Here is an 18584-nt window from a genome sequence, read left to right as displayed (position 1 = left end):
TTTATATCAATTTGTCATTTATATTCAGTAATATTGTCTTAAGTTTTTACAGATATAATATAAAATTAATCCAGATTATTATACATCATAAGGATAAAATTCGTATTTAAATCGGTGCTGGTCGCTCTAAATATATATTTTTCATTTTTATATATGTCCCTATCAATTTTACGTAAATTTATATATTAAGACCCAGCTAACTTAAACTACTCTAAATCTATAGGAGGTTGGTTGATTGGTAACATTTTTAGAAAAGATCAGTGAAAGAGCAAAGAAACTCAACAAAACAATCGCTTTACCTGAAACTGAAGATATAAGAACCCTCCAGGCAGCTGCCAAAATCCTCGAAAGAGGTATTGCAAAGGTCGTCCTTGTTGGTAATGAAGAGGACATCAAGGCCCTTGCTGGCGATCTTGACCTCTCAAAAGCAAGAATTGTAAATCCTGAAACATATGAGAGAAAAGACGAATATGTTCAGGCTTTCTACGAATTGAGAAAGCACAAAGGTGTTACACTCGAAAGTGCAGCCGAAATTATGAAGGATTACGTTTACTTCGCTGTTATGATGGCCAAAATCGGTGAAGTCGACGGCGTAGTCTCAGGTGCTGCTCACTCTTCCTCTGATACACTTAGACCCGCTGTCCAGATCGTTAAGACTGCTCCGGGTGCAGCTCTTGCATCTGCTTTTTTCATCATTGCCGTACCGGACTGTGAATACGGGTCAGACGGGACATTCCTCTTTGCTGACTCGGGTATGGTCGAAATGCCCAGTGTGGAAGATGTTGCAAACATTGCTGTCATTTCTGCAAAAACCTTTGAACTGCTGGTTCAGGACACGCCATATGTTGCAATGCTTTCTTACTCCACCAAGGGAAGTGCACACAGCAAACTGACCGAGGCAACAATCGCTTCGACAAAGCTTGCACAGGAACTCGCCCCTGATATCGCAATCGATGGAGAACTCCAGGTAGATGCAGCAATTGTTCCCAAAGTTGCAGCTTCAAAGGCTCCAGGAAGCCCTGTTGCGGGCAAAGCTAATGTTTTTATATTCCCCGACCTCAACGCTGGAAATATCGCATACAAGATTGCCCAGAGGCTTGCGAAGGCTGAAGCTTATGGCCCTATCACCCAGGGACTTGCCAAGCCAATTAATGACCTGTCCAGAGGCTGCAGCGACGAAGACATTGTCGGTGCCGTTGCAATTACCTGTGTCCAGGCTGCAGCACAGGACAAGTAATCTCAAGTCGTTTCTATGTATACGAACGTTTTAGGAAGCTTTTTATTGACTTTCATATATAAAATATTTTATTGTATATATAAAACGTAAATTAAAAGCAATCTATGAATTGGGGTTTAAACATGAAGGTATTGGTAATAAATGCAGGAAGCTCATCTCTGAAATATCAATTAATTGATATGACCAATGAGTCCGCTCTTGCAGTTGGTCTCTGTGAGAGGATAGGTATCGATAATTCGATCATTACCCAGAAAAGGTTCGATGGCAAAAAGCTGGAAAAGACTACTGACTTCCCCAATCACAAAGTAGCTATGGAAGAGGTTGTTAAGAGTCTTACTGATCCGGAATTTGGTGTCATCAAGGATATGAGTGAGATTAACGCTGTAGGGCACAGGGTTGTGCATGGTGGCGAGAAATTTACTGCTTCGGCTTTAATTGACGCAGATGTAGAAAAGTCTATAAGAGACTGTTTTGATCTGGCTCCTCTCCACAACCCCCCAAATATGATGGGTATTACTGCCTGTCAAGAACTCATGCCTGGCGTACCAATGGTTGCCGTGTTTGACACTGCGTTCCACATGACAATACCAAAATATGCCTACATGTATGCTCTGCCATACAGCATGTACGAAAAATACGGGATCAGGAAATACGGTTTCCACGGAACTTCCCATATGTACGTTTCCAAAAGGGCTATCGCTATGCTTGGAAAATCCGCAGAGGAAACTAAGATTATCACCTGCCACCTTGGGAACGGTTCAAGCATCGCAGCTGTTAAAGGTGGAAAATCCATTGAGACCACCATGGGCTTTACCCCGCTTGAAGGGGTCTGCATGGGCACTAGATGTGGTTCCATTGACCCTGCAGTAGTTCCCTTCATTATGGAAAAAGAAAACCTCTCTCCTAGGGACGTCGACACCCTTATGAACAAGAAGTCCGGTGTGCTCGGAATTTCCAGCATCAGCAATGACTTCAGAGACCTTGATGAAGCCGCATCCCACGGTAATGAGAGAGCCGAGCTTGCACTCGAAGTCTTCGCTTACAAGATCAAGAAAGTCATTGGTGAGTATTCAGCTGTGCTCGATGACCCAGATGCAATAGTTTTCACCGCAGGCATCGGAGAAAATAGCGCAACCATCAGAAAGAGAATTCTTTCCGGTCTTGAGAACTTTGGAGTAAAGATTGACGAAGAAAAGAACAAGATCAGAGGTCAGGAAATCGACATCTCCACTCCAGATTCAAAGGTTCGAGTCTTTGTTATCCCAACCAATGAAGAACTTACCATTGCAAGGGATACTAAGGAAATTGTTGAGACCGAAGTTAAACTACGCAGTTCCATACCTGTCTGAAAGTAAAGGAGATTTCTCCTTTACTTTTTCTATTTTTAAGTTTATACAGTATTTTTTCCGTTTTTCCGCGTTTTTTCAAGAATTGCTTTTTCGGCCTTCCAGAGCTGAAATTTTATATTGTCACAAAATTAATACCCTTAAAGAATAACTGTCCTTAAGCTGTTATAGCTGTTATATAACTATGAACCAGATAGATTCTATCCCTCATGTATTCGAGCCAGATAGGGTATTGACAGCCAGAGTTTTTGAGGCTGCCAGAGCAAAGAACCAGCACATACTGGGCCTTGAAGCTTTTGATATTCTGAAATCTTACGGCATTCCTGTATTGAGGACTACGTTTGCAAAAACTGCAGAAGAAGCTATAATTGCTGCAGAAAAGATAGGTTATCCTCTTGTAATAAAGATCGTTTCTCCGCAGATTCCTCATAAGTCGGTATTGGAGGAATCAAACTCTCCCTTCAAAATGCCGCTGAGGTAAAAGCTGCCTATCAGAAAATGATGGAAAGCATCCCAAAGAAACTGCCGGACGCGCTTCTTGAAGGTGTACAGCTTCAGCCAATGCTCTCAGGCGGCAAAGAAGTAATACTAGGGATGGTTCATGATCCTACTTTTGGGCCAATGCTGATGTTCGGGCTTGGCGGAATTTATGTAGAGATTCTCAAAGATATCCAGTTTGCGATAGCCCCAGTTGACGAAAAAGAAGCAAGAGGGATGATTACAGGAATTAAAACCTATCCCCTTCTTGCCGGAGTCAGAGGGGCAAAGCCTTCTGACATTGATGCGCTCGTAGACGCAATTCTTAAGTTTTCGAGGCCTGTTTGCGATTTTCCGGAGATTGAGGAATTCGAGATAAACCCTATGATGGTTTTTGAAGATGGAAAAGGCGCCCTTGCTGTAGATGTAAGACTGATACTGAAAAGTGACCTGTGACTTTTTTCAATCAAGCGCAGCCTTGATCCGCAACCATTGCACCGGTTGATCCGCCGCTCACATCGTTTTCGCTCAAGCCTTTTTTTGAAAAGGCTTGCGGTCAAGCAGTTTTTGAAAAGGTTTTCTTTTCTACTCAAACTATTTCCAAGCTATTCTCATTCCTACCACAGTCCATTCTATCTAAGTTATTTCTTCTAGTTTTTCAAATCCTTCTCAATAACTTTTTCGCCATCAGATGGCAGTGGTTTCAGATTCCTGAGACGTTTCAGGCCTGGTCATACTAAAATTATAACATTTGTTTCGTACATACTAGGAGTAGTAAATGAGGTGGTAAGACGGCCCAGGAACGGAAAAGACTCATGCTGGCTGTGGGTATCCTGCTTATTTCGAGCACTGTAGCCATTAATCTCCTGCTTGAGGATTCACCAGTGGTAATCCAGCTTGAAGGGGATACGTTCAAGGTTGTGGATATCCCGTATGTATATACTGTAAAAGAAGCGTATATTCTCCTTTTTTCCGGGTTTTTTGGAGGTCTGGCGCTGGCTCAGGTTTTGCGGTCCCTGGGAGTTCAAGGCTCTGAGCTTTCAATAACCGGACAGGCAGCACAGATAGCGGCTCTCAACGTTATCACAGAAAAACCTCCAGAGAAGGTTTTTGAGGTCTCGCTTGAAACTGACTCTATTGAGGAAACTTTGCCCAAAGCTAACATTGACCCTACAGATGTCCTTCTGCGGGCCCTTGAAGGAGACGAACGGAAAGCCGTTGAATTGATTGCAGCAAAAGGAGGAAGAATTCTCCAGAATGAACTTGTAAATTCTCTCGACTTTTCCAAGGCCAAAGTTTCTCGAGTTCTCATGAACCTGGAAAAGAGAGGCATAATAACAAAGAAAAAGTATGGGCTTACAAATTGCATTTCGATAGCTGATGAGCTTAAGGATAATATAGGGTTGAGGGGTGAATGACGTGAAGAGAGGTGCTCTTATTTCGGTTTCAGTTGTTTTACTGGTTCTGGTTCTGGGAGGGTCATGGTACTATGGAAATGGAGCCGATGTAAAAATTACTGATATTTACGCTTCTCCTTTTGGGGCCAATGACCCTGGAAAGCTGAACATAACGCTTCAAAATAACGGTTTAAAGCCCGTGGATGTGTGGCTTGAGATTGAGAATGCTTTTGTGGACGAAAATGGGGTAAGTTACTCAACTCCAAGGCTGATAATTTCCGATAATTCCACAGGTCCATGGGATGAAGGATCAGTTTCTCTTCAGAAGCCGATAAAGCTTGTTCCAGGAAATAACTCGGTCAAGGTATGGCTTGGGTATCAGCTTCCAGGGGAATACCCTGTAAAGGTTAGGGTCGTTCAGAATGGCAGACTTCTGGACGAAGACACTTATCTTGTAAATGTCCCGTTTCCCGAACTACATCTTAAGCTTGAGAATGAACTCGAACGCGGAAACACCTCTGATGTGTATAAGGTTTATGCCTACCTTATAAATTACGGGTTGAGCTCTGCAGACAAAGTGAGTACTAACTTAACAGTGACAAACGAAAGAACAGGGAAAATTGTGTTTACATCTTCCGAATTTTATTCCGTGGGCGGAAAGGATAAAAGTGCCCTAAGAGCCTGGCCGGGTTATCCATATGCAATTGTGGAAATTGCGCACGGTAAACCCTCAGGAGATTCATATAAGCCTATCCCGATTGTGATTGTTGGGCAAAACGGGGATCGCTTCCTGCTGAATATAACATCCCGATGGCAGGATCAGGTAACATCTGCCGAATTAAATATTCCGGCTCAGGAGGAGGACAGGTGAAGCATATGATAGAAAGAGATGAACTTTTCAGTTGCAAGAGTGCAAAACTTTTGATTCTTATGTTCTTGCTTTTCGGAATCTGTGCTGGCTGTCTTGATAAGGATCCGGTAGAAGCTCGAGTGAATACACTGGTTCAGAGTCTCGGGGATGAGGATGAGAGAGTCAGTTCACTTTCAGCTAATGAACTTTGCGCGATCGGGGAACCTGCAGTAGACCCACTTATAAAAGCTTTAAAGGATGACAATCCTCAGGTTCGAAGCCTTGCTGCCCAAAATCTGGGAATAATAGGTGACAAAAAAGCTACAAATTCGTTAATAAAGGCTCTGAAAGACCCGGTCTCGGAGGTTCGTATGAATGCAGCTTTTTCACTTGGACAACTTCAAGCCGTTGAAGCTGTTGAGCCCCTTATTGAGCTTTTAAAGGATGAAAATGGAGAGGTAATTCGCTATACGGTAATTGCGCTTGGAATGTTGAAAGATCCCAGGGCTACTGAACCTCTTTGTGAGGTTCTGAAACGCGATGATGCCAGTATAAGCTATGATGGCGATTCGGATATGCGCTACACGGGCAATTCGAATATACGCTCTGAGGCTGTATTTGCCCTTGGAGAAACTGGAGATCCGCGAGCAGTTGACACCCTCTTGGATTTATTAGCTGACAAAGAAGTTGGAAGGTCTGCAGCTTCCAGTCTTGGCCGTATTAAAGGGGAATATGTGTTCGGAAAACTTATTAAACTGCTGGACAGCAAAAATCCTACAACCCGGACCAACGCCGTAGCTGTATATGAGTATATTCAGGACCCTGCTGCTGTTCCTATTCTGGTTCGGATGCTGAATGACCAGGTTCCAGAAGTGCGCATAGGAGCCGCTTACTCTTTGGGTCATTTTAATGAGTCTGAGGAAATTGCCCAGACCGAGCAGCCCCTAATTAATGCCCTCGGAGACAGTAAAGTAGAGGTACAGGCAGCTGCCGCTGGTTCTCTTGGACGTATTGAAAGCAAAAAAGCGATACCACTCCTTGCAGAGCTCATTCAGTCTAAAGATTCTACTCTCTGCGAGACTGCTATCTATTCCCTGGCGAGGTATAAAGATCCTGAGGCTGCAGACGCTCTTATTGCCGCTCTTGGAAATGAAAACTGGCACATACGAATGAAAATTGTTTATTCTCTTAGGGAAGTCGGGGACACCCGGGCGGTCGATCCTCTAATTTCCTTGCTTGGGGATGAAAGTTCTGGAGTAAGAAAAGGTGCTGCAACTGCACTTGGATCACTTGGCGATAGGAGAGCTGTTGAGCCTCTCATTAAGGCCCTTGAGACCGAAAGAGAGTCGGATGTCAGAATATCGGAAGTTCAAGCTCTTGGGATACTGGGAGGACCAGAAGCTATCAACTGTTTGAGCCGGGTCAGCACCGATAAAGACGAGTATAACTACGTCAGGAGTTCTGCAGAGAAAGCATTGGTGATACTCAAGGGAGGTGGGACAGTGAATCCCTCCTCTTTTTATTAATAATTTATTTGGATTGTAAAGATAAGAATTTAATGTGATAAGTTTTGACTCGAAATAATTTCAAGATGAACAAATTCCACAAATATTTCAAACCTTCACAGTCTACAAGTTGTTGATTAATAACGGTCAAGTATTAGCGTGAACTCCGCTAGGTTTGGAATGTTCAAAAAAATACTAAAATAAGGAGGAAATAACTTAATGAAGAAATATACGGCGTTTTTGCTGGCTGCCTTTGCTATCCTAATTTCAGTTGCTGCATATAACGCAAACGCAGCAGACAATGCCAGCAGTATAACCAAAGTTTGCGATGTAACCGGCACCGACTATAATAGCGAGAGTTGGTCTAACGAACAATATCCGATAATCGATTTATTTGGAGAAAAAGAGGTTCCACTGTTTACCACCAATGGAAGCACTGGGAATGTACATGTTAACAAACTTGCCAAGTTGATTCTTGATGATAATGAGACTTACACCCTCCAAGACGGTGAAAAACTCGATCTTGGCAATGGATACGCTCTTGAAGTAAAGCAGATCAATATTGACAATGAGGAAATATGGTTTGAGTTCAGTAAGGATGGAAAATATATTATTGACCAAATAGTCCCAGCCAATACTGATAGCAACAAGACATGGACTGTTGCCCTTGACAATGTTCAGGGCGAAAATAATATTGTTGTCATGAAAGTTTATGTCAATCAGTTATTTGCGGGTGCAGTAGATAATATCGTTCGGATTGACGGGATCTGGTTGATTGATTATGCAAATGCCACAACTCTCAAGGTAGGAGATAAAATAGGAGAATTCACTCTTGAGAATATCGTCAGCGGAGTAAACACTTCTAACATGGGAGGCCTTGTTTTTGAAAATACCACGGGATCTTCAGTAGCTTGTAATGTTGTCGGTACAAATTATAAATGCGACAGCTGGTCTAATGCTGCAGCAGATACTGCAGATACTGCAAATACTGCAAATACTGCAAATACAGCAGACACTACAAGTACAGCAGACATAGCAAATACGGAAGACAATGTTAGCAATATAACCGACGTTTGTAATGTTGTTAGTACCAGTTATAAATGGGTATCTAATGAACAGTATCCAGTAATCGATTTATTTGGAGATAAATATGTTCCGCTGTTTACCACTAATGGAAGTATCTGGGATGCACATGTTAACAAGATTGCCAAGTTGATTCTTGACAGTAATGAACGTCATGTTCTTAAAGATGGTGAAAAACTCGATCTTGGCCAGGGCTACGCTCTCGAAGCCAAGCAGATAAGTATTCCCAATCAGCAAGCCTGGCTCGAGTTCACAAAGGACGGAAAATATGTTGATGATCGAATAGTTACACTCAATGATGACAAGAATACAACATGGAATGTTGCTCTTAACAATAATATTCAGGGCGAAAACGACGTTATTGTCATGAGAGTTCATGTTGACAGTGTAAGCGGATTGGTAGAAAATAATATCCTTCAATATAGTTGTGTTGCGATTGACGGAATCTGGCTCACTGACTATTCAGATGTCAGAACCCTTAAAATCGGAGATAAAATAGGAGAATTTACACTTGAAGCAATAATCAGCGGAGAGAATATCTCTAACCAGGGTAGCCTTGTTTTTAAAAATGCTACAGGATCTTCTATAAGCTGTAATGTTGTTGGTACTAATTATAAATGTGACAGCTGGTCTAATCAATATCCATCGATCAATTTATTTGGAGAGAAGTATTTTCCGTTGCTTGCCAATAGCGACCAATCACGGAAACCTTATAACGGCCCAATCTGGGAATGTCATGTTGATAAGCTTGCTAAACTCGTTTTTGATAGCGATGAGAAACACCTCCTGAAGACCGGTGAAAAACTCGATCTCGGCCAGGGCTACAGCCTCCAGATCAAGCAAATCGACGTTGCTGGAGATAGGGCTTTGATTGAATTCGATAAAGATGGAAAATATGTAGATGACACTATCGTTTTAACTTATCCCAATGAGCATTATTGGACTTGTTTACGTGATAATATTCAAGGGGAAGACAATATTCCTGTCCTGAAAGTCTATGTTAGCAAAGTCTATCAGGACGGAAGCGATAGTATTGTCCAGATTGACGGGATCTGGCTAATTGATTATGCAAATGCCAGAACCCTTAAAATAGGGGATAAAATCGGGGAATCCACGCTTGAAAAAATAGTTAGCGGGACAAACTCATCTAACCTGGGAAGTCTTGCTTTCAAGAAAACCCAAGCTGTTGATTCTTATTCACATGCCTCCAAAGAGGAACCGATCGTATCTAGTAACAAGAGTACAAGCCCATCTATTTCATGGCACCTGGACTTTTTGAAGTTTTTCACAAGCAAATTTTTAGATGAAGGAGAACCCGACTCTACAAAAGCATCAAACACCACAGTATAAAGAAAAAAATCAACAAACAATTTCCAGCTCTGTAGAAGTCCTCTTCAAATAGACAGAAACGGATCATCTTCAATTATCGAGAATCCAGCCCACATCTTGAATCACAGGTACTTAAGGCTACTCCAAGAAGGTTTCTATAGAGCCCAATTTCCTGACTTCATGTTTTTATCAGTCTAGCAATAAAATTTGGGTCTTGTCGAAAGACTTTATATTGTTTTCCTCGTTTTTGATCGATAACGGTCAATGATTAGTGGAAACTATGCTAGATTTTGAGGATCCAACAAATTACTAAAAAACTGAGTGCAGTTAAGGCATCCTGGACGAATCAAAGTCTGAAGGATGCTCTTAGCAACCTGTAGATAGAAGAAACAAGGAGGACAGTAAAGTGAAGAAATATAAAATAGTTGTGCTTTTGGCTTTTACTCTATTAATTTCAATAGCAGTAAACACAGGAAGTGCAGCAGACAATAATTGCAGTAAAGCTAATATTTGCAATGTTGTTAGCACCCATTATAAATGCAGTACCTGGTCTAATGACGAGTATCCAGTAATTGATTTATTTGGGGAGAAAAATGTTCCACTGGTTGCCAATTACGACCCAATCTGGCAGTGTCACATTAATAAACTTGCCAGGCTCGTTCTTGACAGTAACGCAACTTATACCCTCAAAGCTGGAGAAAAACTCGACCTTGGTCAGGGGTATGCTCTTGAAGTAAAGCAGATTGACATTGACGGAATGAAGGTTTGGCTTGAATTTACCAAGGATGGGAAATATGTTGCTGATCAAATTCTCTCGGTTAATACTGATAGCAACAAGACATGGACTGTTGCTCTTGACAATGTTCAGGGTGAAAACAATATTGTTGTCATGAAAGTTTATGTCAACCAGTTATTTGCGGGTGCAGTAGACAATATCGTTCGGATTGACGGAATCTGGCTGATTGACTATGAAAATGCCAGAACTCTTAATGTTGGAGATAAAATCGGAGGATTCACACTTCAGCAAATCATCAATGGAACTAATTCATCTAACCCTGGGAGCCTTGTTTTCGAAAAGGTTACGGAATTTCCTGTAAGCTGTAATGTTGTCAGTACCGATTATGAATGCGATAGTTGGTCTAATGAACAATACCCAGTAATCGATTTATTTGGAGAAAAAAACGTTCCATTGGTTGCCAATTATGACCCTATCTGGAAATGTCACGTTGACAAACTTACCAAACTCGTTCTGGATAGCGGTGACAAACACAGCCTGAAGGCAGGCGAAAAACTCGATCTCTGCAAGGGATACAGCATCCAGGTCAAGGAGATCGATGTTGATGGAAAGAAGGTTTGGCTTGAGTTCGATAAAAATGGAAAATACGTAGATGATACTATTATCTCAACTGATCCTGGTGACAATAATTGGACCTGTTATCTTGACAAAATTCAAGGTGAAGACAATGTTCCTGTCCTGAAAGTCCATGTTAGCGACGTATCCAGAAGTGGAGATGACAGTATTGTCAATATTGACGGAATCTGGCTGATTGACTATGCAAATGCCAGGACCCTTAAAATTGGAGATAAAATCGGAGGATTCACACTTGAGAAAATAGTCAATGGGACAAGTTCATCAAACCTTGGGAGCCTTGTTTTCGAAAAGATTACAGAATCTCCTGTAAGCCGTAACGTTGTTAGCACCAGTTATAAATGCAGTACCTGGTCTAATGAACGATATCCCTTAATCAATTTATTTGAAGAGAAGAACGTTCCATTGGTTGCCAATTACGACCCTATCTGGAAATGCCATGTTGACAAGGTTGCCAGGCTTGTTCTTGACAGCAGTGACAAATTCACCCTGAAGGCTGGCAGTAAACTTGGTCTTGGCCAGGGCTACAGTATCAAGGCCAGGCAGGTTGACGTTGACGGTAAAAAGGTTTGGCTTGAGTTCGATAAAAATGGAAAATACGTAGATGATACTATCCTTTCAACTGGTGAGAACTGGACTTGCTTCCTTGACAGTATTCAAGGCGAAGACCATGTTCCTGTTCTGAAAGTCCATATTAGCAACGTCTATCAGAGTGGAAACGACAGTATTGTTCAGATTGACGGGATCTGGCTGACTGACTATGCAAATGCCAGAACTCTTAACGTTGGAGATAAAATCGGAGGATTCACACTTGAGAATATCGTTAATGGAGTAAATAAATCTAACCTGGGAAGCCTTATTTTCAGAAAAATCTCAAATAGCTAACTACCTGCACCACCCACCTTAAAAACAAAAACATTACCCACCTTAAAAACAAACTAATGTATCGATTCCAGAACTAGTCCATCACTGAAAAAAATTCATTGTTAATGAATAAATTTAAAATTTCAAGTCCGTGAAGGTGTTTCGAAATCGATACATTGAAAAACACCATTGAAAGTTACAGCCTGATTTCCCAAGTTTCAAGATATAAATCGAATTTCACAGGTCTAATAGCCAGATGATTTAATTCCAAAGTTAGAGCCTGAAGTTTATATGCTTAAAAAATTAGCATAATTCGACATCATGAGAAATTTGTGCATTTAAAAAGTGGAACTTAGGTTATGGCAGAAGAACGTATGTATATCAATAAAATTATAATAATTTCATTATGATAATTACATTATAATAGTGGACCACATCACTATCATTAGACAAACACTGGCAGGGGAAAAAGATGAAAAATACAGTTATGTCAATGACACCGATTTCCACTTTTTCGCTTCCACTCTCATCTATTGCAAGATCTAATAAAGCAAACAGAGAATGCAACATTATAAACACTTTTGGGATAGCAACACTTTCAATTTTAATATTAGCAGGTGTCGCAGGTGCATCACCATTTGCATATATTACAAACTTAGAGAGTAACAATGTTTCTGTAATTGACACTGCTACGGATACTGTTAAAGCTACGGTTAATGTAGGAACCGAGCCTTTTGGAGTCGCGGTCAGCTCGGACGGAACAAGAGTATATGTGACAAACTGCATGGGTAATAGTGTCTCAGTAATTGATGCAACCAAAAATAAGTTAATAGGCACAGTCCGAGTAGGAAGCTATCCTGAGGGAGTTGCAGTCAATCCAGATGGAACGAAGGTATACGTTGCGAACGCTGCGAGCAACACTATCTCTGTAATTGACACGGCAACAAACACAGTTACAGCCACAATACCTGTCGAAAGCTGTCCTGAAGGAGTTGCAGTCGCCCCTGACGGAAGAAAAGTATATGTGGTGAACTGCGGTGAAGATCCTGACTACCAAGGCAGTATTTCTGTAATTGACACAGCAACAAATACTATTACAGCGACAGTAAATGTAGAAAAAAATCCGGATGGAATTGCAGTCAGTCCGAATGGAACAAAGGTGTATGTTGTTAACTCCAATATTTATCCTTACTACAACGGTACTGTTTCTGTAATTGACACGGCAACAAATACTGTTACAGCGACAGTAAAAGTGGGAAACTTGCCACATGGAATTGCAGTCAGTCCGAATGGAACGAGAGCATACGTAGCGACAACTACACCTACTATATATTCGGGCAAAAATATACATTCCGGTAAATATAATATTGATGCGACTTTACATACAGGTGCTGTTGATGTTGTTGATACAACTAAATACGAGGTTATAGATAGAGTAAGTGTCGGAAATTATCCTTACGGGATTGCAGTCACACCAGATGGAAATGAAGTTTATGTAGTGAACTATGAGAGCAACACTACTTCTGTAATTGACACAGCTACAAACAAAGTTAATACTACGGTACCCGTAGGAGGATCCCCTACTGCTGTGGGGATTGGTCCGGCAACAAAACTCAGTTCTACTACTGAATCAAACAGTACTTCTTTCTTAAACCCTGTATGGGTACTTATCTCAATTTTAGGAACAGTTGCATTTGTAAGAAAGATGAAGTAACAATGTGATTCTGTTGGCACATCTTGTTATTTAACCCAGCAACCCTAAGCAAGGGAGATCTTACTTTTCTCCCTTGCTTTTCAATCAGTCTTGAGTCTCATTTTGTAAAAAATATTTTTACACTCCTAAGATCAAACCCATTTGTTATATTGTGTTCTTTAATATCTTTAAAACATATTTTACCGTTTTCCGTCATCTGTGTCTTCTGTTATTCGTTTTTTTCTTTTTCCAAGTATCCGGGCTATTTTCCCAGAATTGGTTAGTTTTCTAGAGCCCAGATTTTAGTTCTTCGTTTGAACTTGATCATTACCAGTAGAACAACCTGCTGAGAGTTAATCTCAAAAGAATTACGAGGAGAATTTTTCAACTTAATCTTCAACAAGCTCGATGGCATCTTCTGGGCAGGCTTCCACACACTGGTTACATTCGATGCAATTTTCCGGGCGGGCGACAACTGCCCTTTTTACTCGATCAATTTCTTCAATATCAAAAACTTCTGCTGGGCAGACTTCATAGCAGGCAAGAGCTCCGGTACACTTTTTATAGTCGATTACTGGGTGCATTCTTCCTCCTCCAATTTTACTGAATCTCAACATTTACAGTCTCTGAAGTTTCCCTGTAAGGCACTATAACGAACAGTTTTCCGTCGCAGTATTTTGCGACTGCTTTTTGAGGGACAACTCCACAGCAGAATGCGTAAGTTCCTGCATATTCGACCCCGGTCTCTTCTCTTTTCGCTCTTATGAAAAATCCTTCTTCAACCATCTTTAATTCAATATTCTCTTTCTTTACTCCCGGTAGATTAATCTGAATTTCCAGATTTCCTTTGTCATCGGAACACGAAAATACATCAGGCGACATTTTTACCATTGCCATACTACCCCTCCAGATAATTCTTTCCCCGTGAAACATATAAATTAATTAAATTTGTCTATATATTAGAGAATTTAATATAAGGGCGTTAAGACATCTAAATTCCGGATGTTATATTACCCCGTTCCGGGCATCTATTACATAACAATAGATACTTCTTTTGCCGTTTATGCAACCTAGATACTCTAGTCCTTTTTATCCAATTTATTATTCCTAAACGCCACACAAACCCCAATAATAGAGTAAGGATTTCGATATTTATAATTTATGACTATATTGAATCTGTATATTAGTTTACAGACCGTGTTACTCTGATTTCTAATGGATAAAATAGCCGGGTAACAAAATTAATTCCTAGACTCTCAAGTAAGAGCCTACAAACTGATAATTCACTGATAGTAAGTTTTCGTCACCCTTTTTGCTAGGATATCACTGTCATATGGAAATTTCAGCTCCATAAATGACGATTTTTGTCAATGAAAGCATGCTGAGTTTCTACCTTTGAGCGAGTGTAAATAAGGGCTGCAGGATGATAGAGTTTCAGGATAGTTCTTCCTTCATGTTCTACAGGAGCTCCCCATTCGAGCTTTCTTTCGGGGCAAAAGGACTTCTCGGCTGTGTTACCAAGAAGGATTATGATTTTAGGATTAAGCAGAATTATTTGTGCAAGAAGGAATGGTTTACAGCATTCGATCTCATTTACCTTAGGTCTTCGGTTTTCAGGCGGGTGACATTTGACCGTATTTGTTACCATCCAATCTTCTTCAGAAAGCTCCATGTACTCGACCATTTTATCCAGTTCTTTTCCTGCTCTCCCGTAGAATGGAATCCCGGTTTCGTTTTCGCTTTTTCCGGGAGCTTCTCCTATAAAGAAAACTTTCGGACTACAGGATCCTTTTCCTATAACTCTCCGGATTGCACTTTTATGGAGCGGGCAGCGCGTGCATTTGATTACCTCTCTTCCAATAGTTTCGTATCCTGCTTCTACCATCATCCTTATTCTTTCTTCAAAGTCTCTACGGTTGTCTTTCTCATATGTCGTTGTTCTCTACCTCCTTCAAATTTTTCCTATAATCCGAGATTGTAGTCCGATACATTCTTAAATTATAAGGCTCTTTTTTGCTTCCAGCTTTTACATAAAATTTGTACCCAATTTCAGAGATCTGGATACAAACAAACTTATTTATGGAAAAAATCCTATGACAAACATAATAATGATAAGGAATTCTCTATAATTTACCTTCTAAATTTATTCTCTTACATATATAATATCTCATTCACAAAGGTGCGCTGAGGGTATGACTTCTAGAAACTTTCTTACAATCGATGATTTTGACACGCACGGAAAGACAATTCTTATAAGGGTTGACCTGAACTCTCCTATGGATCCGCAGGGCAATATTCTGGATGATATGCGGATCCGAAGCCATATTGCCACTTTGAAGGATCTTGAGGATGCAAAAGTTGTTTTGCTTGCGCACCAGAGCAGGCCCGGAAAAAAAGACTTCACTACAATGAAGCCTCATGCCAACCTGATGTCTAAATACCTTGGCAAGCAGGTTCTCTATGTGGATGATATTTTCGGAACTTACGCAAAGACCAGGATTGCTTCGATGGAAAATGGAGATGTCATCCTGCTTGAAAATGTAAGGTTCTATTCTGAAGAAAGCCTCGAAAGAACTCCAGCAGAACAGGCCAATACGTATCCGGTTAAAAAGCTGGCTCCCTTTGTGGATATCTTCCTTAACGATGCCTTCGCCGTATCTCACAGGTCTCATCTTTCCGTAGTCGGTTTTACTGAGGTTCTACCTACAGGAGCCGGAAGAGTTATGGAAAAAGAGCTTACATCTTTAGATCGAGTGACCAAAGGAGGAGAAAAACCAACTATTTTCGTGTTAGGGGGAGCAAAAGTGGATGATTCTCTCCGGGTGGCGGAAAATGTTCTTGCAAACGGAGGAGCTGACAGGGTACTCTTTACTGGAGTGGTAGCAAATGTGGTACTTGCAGTATCCGGTATAAATATCGGGAAAGTGAATCTAGACTTTATTAAGTCCCAGGGATACGAAGGCGAGATCGAAAAAGCAAAAGGTATGCTTGCGAAATTCAAGGATAAAATTGGCCTTCCAAAGGATGTGGCTTTGAATGATAATAAGAAACGGGTTGAAGTGCCTGTTTCGGAACTTAATTCCGATTCTCTCCCTATAAATGATATCGGGCTTGAAACCATCGTGAACTTTACCAATGAAATTGAAAATGCAAAAACTGTTGTCTTAAATGGCCCGGCAGGGGTTTCCGAAGTTGAGGATTTTGCCCTTGGAACACATGAGATTATAAAAGCTGCTACTAAATCCGAGTTTTCAATAATTGGTGGTGGGCATATTTCGGCAGAAGTCGACCACCTTGGCCTTGCACACCGTTTCTCTCACATAAGCACAGGTGGTGGAGCACTGATTGATTATCTCTCAGGAGTAAAGCTTCCAGGTGTCGAGGCTCTCAAGGCTGCAGCTAAAAGGTATAAAAAAGCTAGGAAAGTTTAAATTCCTTTTCCTACAGTTTATCACATTTAAAACAATGGCTTTCTATACGGCAGTTCTTTTCTGTCGAATTCCCTATTTTTTAATCCTATTTTTTAATATTTCTTTCCATTTCCAGTTCTTAAATATGAAATTCCGGAAATATACTTTTATCAGCTTCGATAAACATACTGTTATACTAGCTTCCACGTAGATATTATCATACTAACCGTAAGCGCTAAGATACGTAGCTGGCATTTGCAGATAAACTGTAATGCTTACAGCTAATGCTGATCAGGTTTTAAGGCAAGAATATCAAAATAAAATTGAGGTGTTGGTTCAAATATGCTTACAGACATTGAAGGCAGGGCTGCAGTCAAACTTGCAAGGAAAACGATCGAATCACTCTTATCTGAAGAAAGGCTCCCGGAACCTCAAGAACTGGATTTTGAGCTTTCTCCGGTTTTCAGGGAGAAAAGAGGTGTCTTTGTCACACTTACGGAGAACGGGCTCCTGAGGGGCTGTATAGGGCATCCGTTTCCGGATTCTACACTTGAAGACGCAATTATGGATTCTGCAATCTCTGCGGCAACCCGTGACCCGCGTTTTCCGCCGGTAGGAGAAGACGAGCTGGATGAGATAGTTGTCGAGGTCACAATTCTCACTCCGCCTGAAAAGATTAATGCTCCTGCAGAAGAGCTTCCTGAGCATATAGAGATAGGGAAGCATGGACTTATTGTAAAACAGGGTTACTGTCAGGGCCTTTTGCTTCCTCAGGTCGCCCCTGAGCATAATATGGATTCTATAGAATTTTTGGGCCATACCTGCCTGAAAGCCGGCCTTTCGCCTGATGCCTGGCTCAAAGGAGCTGAAGTCTCCTGTTTCGAAGGACAGATTTTCAAGGAAAAAGAACCGCAGGGCGAGGTCGTTGAGGAAAATCTTTCAGGTGAATGATAGCTCTTTAAGTGCCGAAGAATTCTTCCAGTTTTTCAGAATTCTTATAGCTTACCAGAATCCTATGGTCGGGAAATTATGTACTCCGAACATAAAAAGCGATTAATAATCTAAACTTTTTGGAAAGTAATCTTTTTGGAAAGTTATGTGGAAATATTTGGATTTTTTCATTGAGGGCAGCCTGCGAGATTTCAGGATTCTGCTCCTGTGTTCGCAGGCACCCTTTGATGGTTGTTTCTTTCAGGCTGAAATCAAGATGAAATTCGTTTTATCCGGATTATGATTCCTAGTACTGAGTATCTGTATCCTGAGTACCGATTTATTCAATCTGAATTCTTTTTCCGGTTACGGATTTTATTTTTGGTAGGGTGACGGTTAAGACGCCGTTTTTGAGTTGCGCAGTTGCTCCTTCTTCGGTTACACCGTCTGGAAGAGGAATTTCACGGTAATACCGCATGAAAGCCCGTTCTTTTCTGAGGTAACCTTCTTTTTCGGCCTCTTCTTCTTTTTCTTTCCCTGCATTGATTACTAGGACATTGTCCCTGAGATCGAGCTCAACATTTTCCTTTTCAATCCCAGGCAGGTCAGTTGTTATAATTACCTTATTGTCTTCTTCCGCAACATCAGTCAGCGGGGAGAAAGTTCCTGTCCCGAATCGGCTTTCTAGTGCAGGCAAAGTCCTGAACATCTGTTCCATATAATTCTGCATTCTTCTGATTTCATCAAACGGGTCCCAGCTATATACATCACGGTCTGTTCTTTTTACTGGCAATTTCATATACAGATTCCTTCCTATTCTATTTCAAGATTCTTTGATCTCAAGCTTTTCTGACTTCAGACTTTTCTGATTTCGGGAGTGCTTTCTCTCAGTTTCCCGGTTTTACTTGGTCTTATAGTAGTGTTTGTGATCTGTAAATCTCGCTTTAACCTAGAACAGGTATTATCCTTCTCTTCTCTGAAAGATACGGAAGAGAAATAAAGCGGCGGAGATCCTTTTTTCTCTTACCCGTTTCTTACAGAGACGATAATTGAGAGTTTAAGACTCTCATATCTCTTCATGGGAGGGATAAATC

The 18584-nt window shown here is 41.0% G+C and carries 16 protein-coding genes; 12 read left to right on the top strand and 4 right to left on the bottom strand.

Annotated features, from left to right (window positions below; all coding sequences use genetic code 11):
• The first annotated feature begins 235 nt into the window (after window positions 1–235).
• The 10 genes from pta to BP549_RS12875 all read left to right on the top strand — a co-directional run bounded on the left by pta (window position 236) and on the right by BP549_RS12875 (window position 13171).
• Window positions 236–1237, top strand: a complete 1002-nt coding sequence (gene pta / locus BP549_RS12920) for a phosphate acetyltransferase (protein WP_292375282.1) — start codon at window positions 236–238, stop codon at window positions 1235–1237.
• 122 nt (window positions 1238–1359) lie between these two features.
• On the top strand, window positions 1360–2586 hold the full coding sequence (locus BP549_RS12915) for an acetate kinase (protein ID WP_292375278.1): 1227 nt from the start codon (window positions 1360–1362) through the stop codon (window positions 2584–2586).
• Window positions 2587–2767: 181 nt separating this feature from the next.
• Window positions 2768–3064: an acetate--CoA ligase family protein gene (locus BP549_RS12910; protein ID WP_292381224.1), complete on the top strand. Its 297-nt coding sequence runs from the start codon at window positions 2768–2770 to the stop codon at window positions 3062–3064.
• Window positions 3065–3081: 17 nt separating this feature from the next.
• Window positions 3082–3516 carry an acetate--CoA ligase family protein gene (locus BP549_RS12905; RefSeq protein ID WP_292381223.1) on the top strand — a complete coding sequence of 145 codons (435 nt, stop codon included), beginning with the start codon at window positions 3082–3084 and terminating at the stop codon, window positions 3514–3516.
• Window positions 3517–3875: 359 nt separating this feature from the next.
• The gene (locus BP549_RS12900; protein ID WP_292375275.1) at window positions 3876–4478 is read left to right on the top strand and encodes a helix-turn-helix transcriptional regulator; all 603 of its coding nucleotides are present in this window, start codon (window positions 3876–3878) and stop codon (window positions 4476–4478) included.
• Window position 4479: 1 nt separating this feature from the next.
• Window positions 4480–5328: a hypothetical protein gene (locus tag BP549_RS12895; protein ID WP_292381220.1), complete on the top strand. Its 849-nt coding sequence runs from the start codon at window positions 4480–4482 to the stop codon at window positions 5326–5328.
• Between the two features lie 5 nt (window positions 5329–5333).
• Entirely contained in the window at window positions 5334–6833 is a 1500-nt protein-coding gene (locus BP549_RS12890; protein ID WP_292381252.1) for a HEAT repeat domain-containing protein, read from the top strand.
• Between the two features lie 198 nt (window positions 6834–7031).
• Window positions 7032–9245 (top strand): S-layer protein domain-containing protein, encoded by a 2214-nt coding sequence (locus BP549_RS12885; RefSeq protein WP_292381217.1) that lies wholly within the window; start codon window positions 7032–7034, stop codon window positions 9243–9245.
• Window positions 9246–9630: 385 nt separating this feature from the next.
• Window positions 9631–11478 (top strand): S-layer protein domain-containing protein, encoded by a 1848-nt coding sequence (locus BP549_RS12880; protein WP_292381214.1) that lies wholly within the window; start codon window positions 9631–9633, stop codon window positions 11476–11478.
• 451 nt (window positions 11479–11929) lie between these two features.
• On the top strand, window positions 11930–13171 hold the full coding sequence (locus tag BP549_RS12875; protein ID WP_292381211.1) for a beta-propeller fold lactonase family protein: 1242 nt from the start codon (window positions 11930–11932) through the stop codon (window positions 13169–13171).
• A 368-nt stretch (window positions 13172–13539) separates the two neighbouring features.
• Here the strand turns inward: BP549_RS12875 and BP549_RS12870 are convergent, their stop codons facing one another.
• The 3 genes from BP549_RS12870 to BP549_RS12860 form a co-directional block, all read right to left on the bottom strand.
• Window positions 13540–13734, bottom strand: a complete 195-nt coding sequence (locus BP549_RS12870; RefSeq protein WP_292381208.1) for a 4Fe-4S dicluster domain-containing protein — start codon at window positions 13732–13734, stop codon at window positions 13540–13542.
• Window positions 13735–13750: 16 nt separating this feature from the next.
• On the bottom strand, window positions 13751–14047 hold the full coding sequence (locus tag BP549_RS12865; RefSeq protein WP_292375256.1) for an Hsp20/alpha crystallin family protein: 297 nt from the start codon (window positions 14045–14047) through the stop codon (window positions 13751–13753).
• 445 nt (window positions 14048–14492) lie between these two features.
• Complete coding sequence (locus BP549_RS12860) at window positions 14493–15038, bottom strand: uracil-DNA glycosylase (RefSeq protein WP_292381206.1); 546 nt, start codon at window positions 15036–15038, stop codon at window positions 14493–14495.
• A 304-nt stretch (window positions 15039–15342) separates the two neighbouring features.
• Here BP549_RS12860 and BP549_RS12855 point away from each other — a divergent pair, with 304 nt between their 5' ends.
• Entirely contained in the window at window positions 15343–16581 is a 1239-nt protein-coding gene (locus tag BP549_RS12855; protein WP_292381202.1) for a phosphoglycerate kinase, read from the top strand.
• A 321-nt stretch (window positions 16582–16902) separates the two neighbouring features.
• Complete coding sequence (locus BP549_RS12850; protein ID WP_292381200.1) at window positions 16903–17511, top strand: TIGR00296 family protein; 609 nt, start codon at window positions 16903–16905, stop codon at window positions 17509–17511.
• A gap of 319 nt (window positions 17512–17830) precedes the next feature.
• On the opposite strand, the gene BP549_RS12845 is transcribed toward BP549_RS12850, so the two are convergent.
• A complete protein-coding gene (locus BP549_RS12845) occupies window positions 17831–18289 on the bottom strand; it encodes an Hsp20/alpha crystallin family protein (RefSeq protein WP_292381198.1) in 459 nt (152 codons plus the stop codon).
• Between the last annotated feature and the right edge of the window lie 295 nt (window positions 18290–18584).

It is taken from the genome of Methanosarcina sp. UBA289 (assembly GCA_002496565.1).
GTDB lineage: Archaea > Halobacteriota > Methanosarcinia > Methanosarcinales > Methanosarcinaceae > Methanosarcina.
Note: the sequence above shows the minus strand (reverse complement) of the source record. Positions and strands in the feature narration are given on the sequence as shown.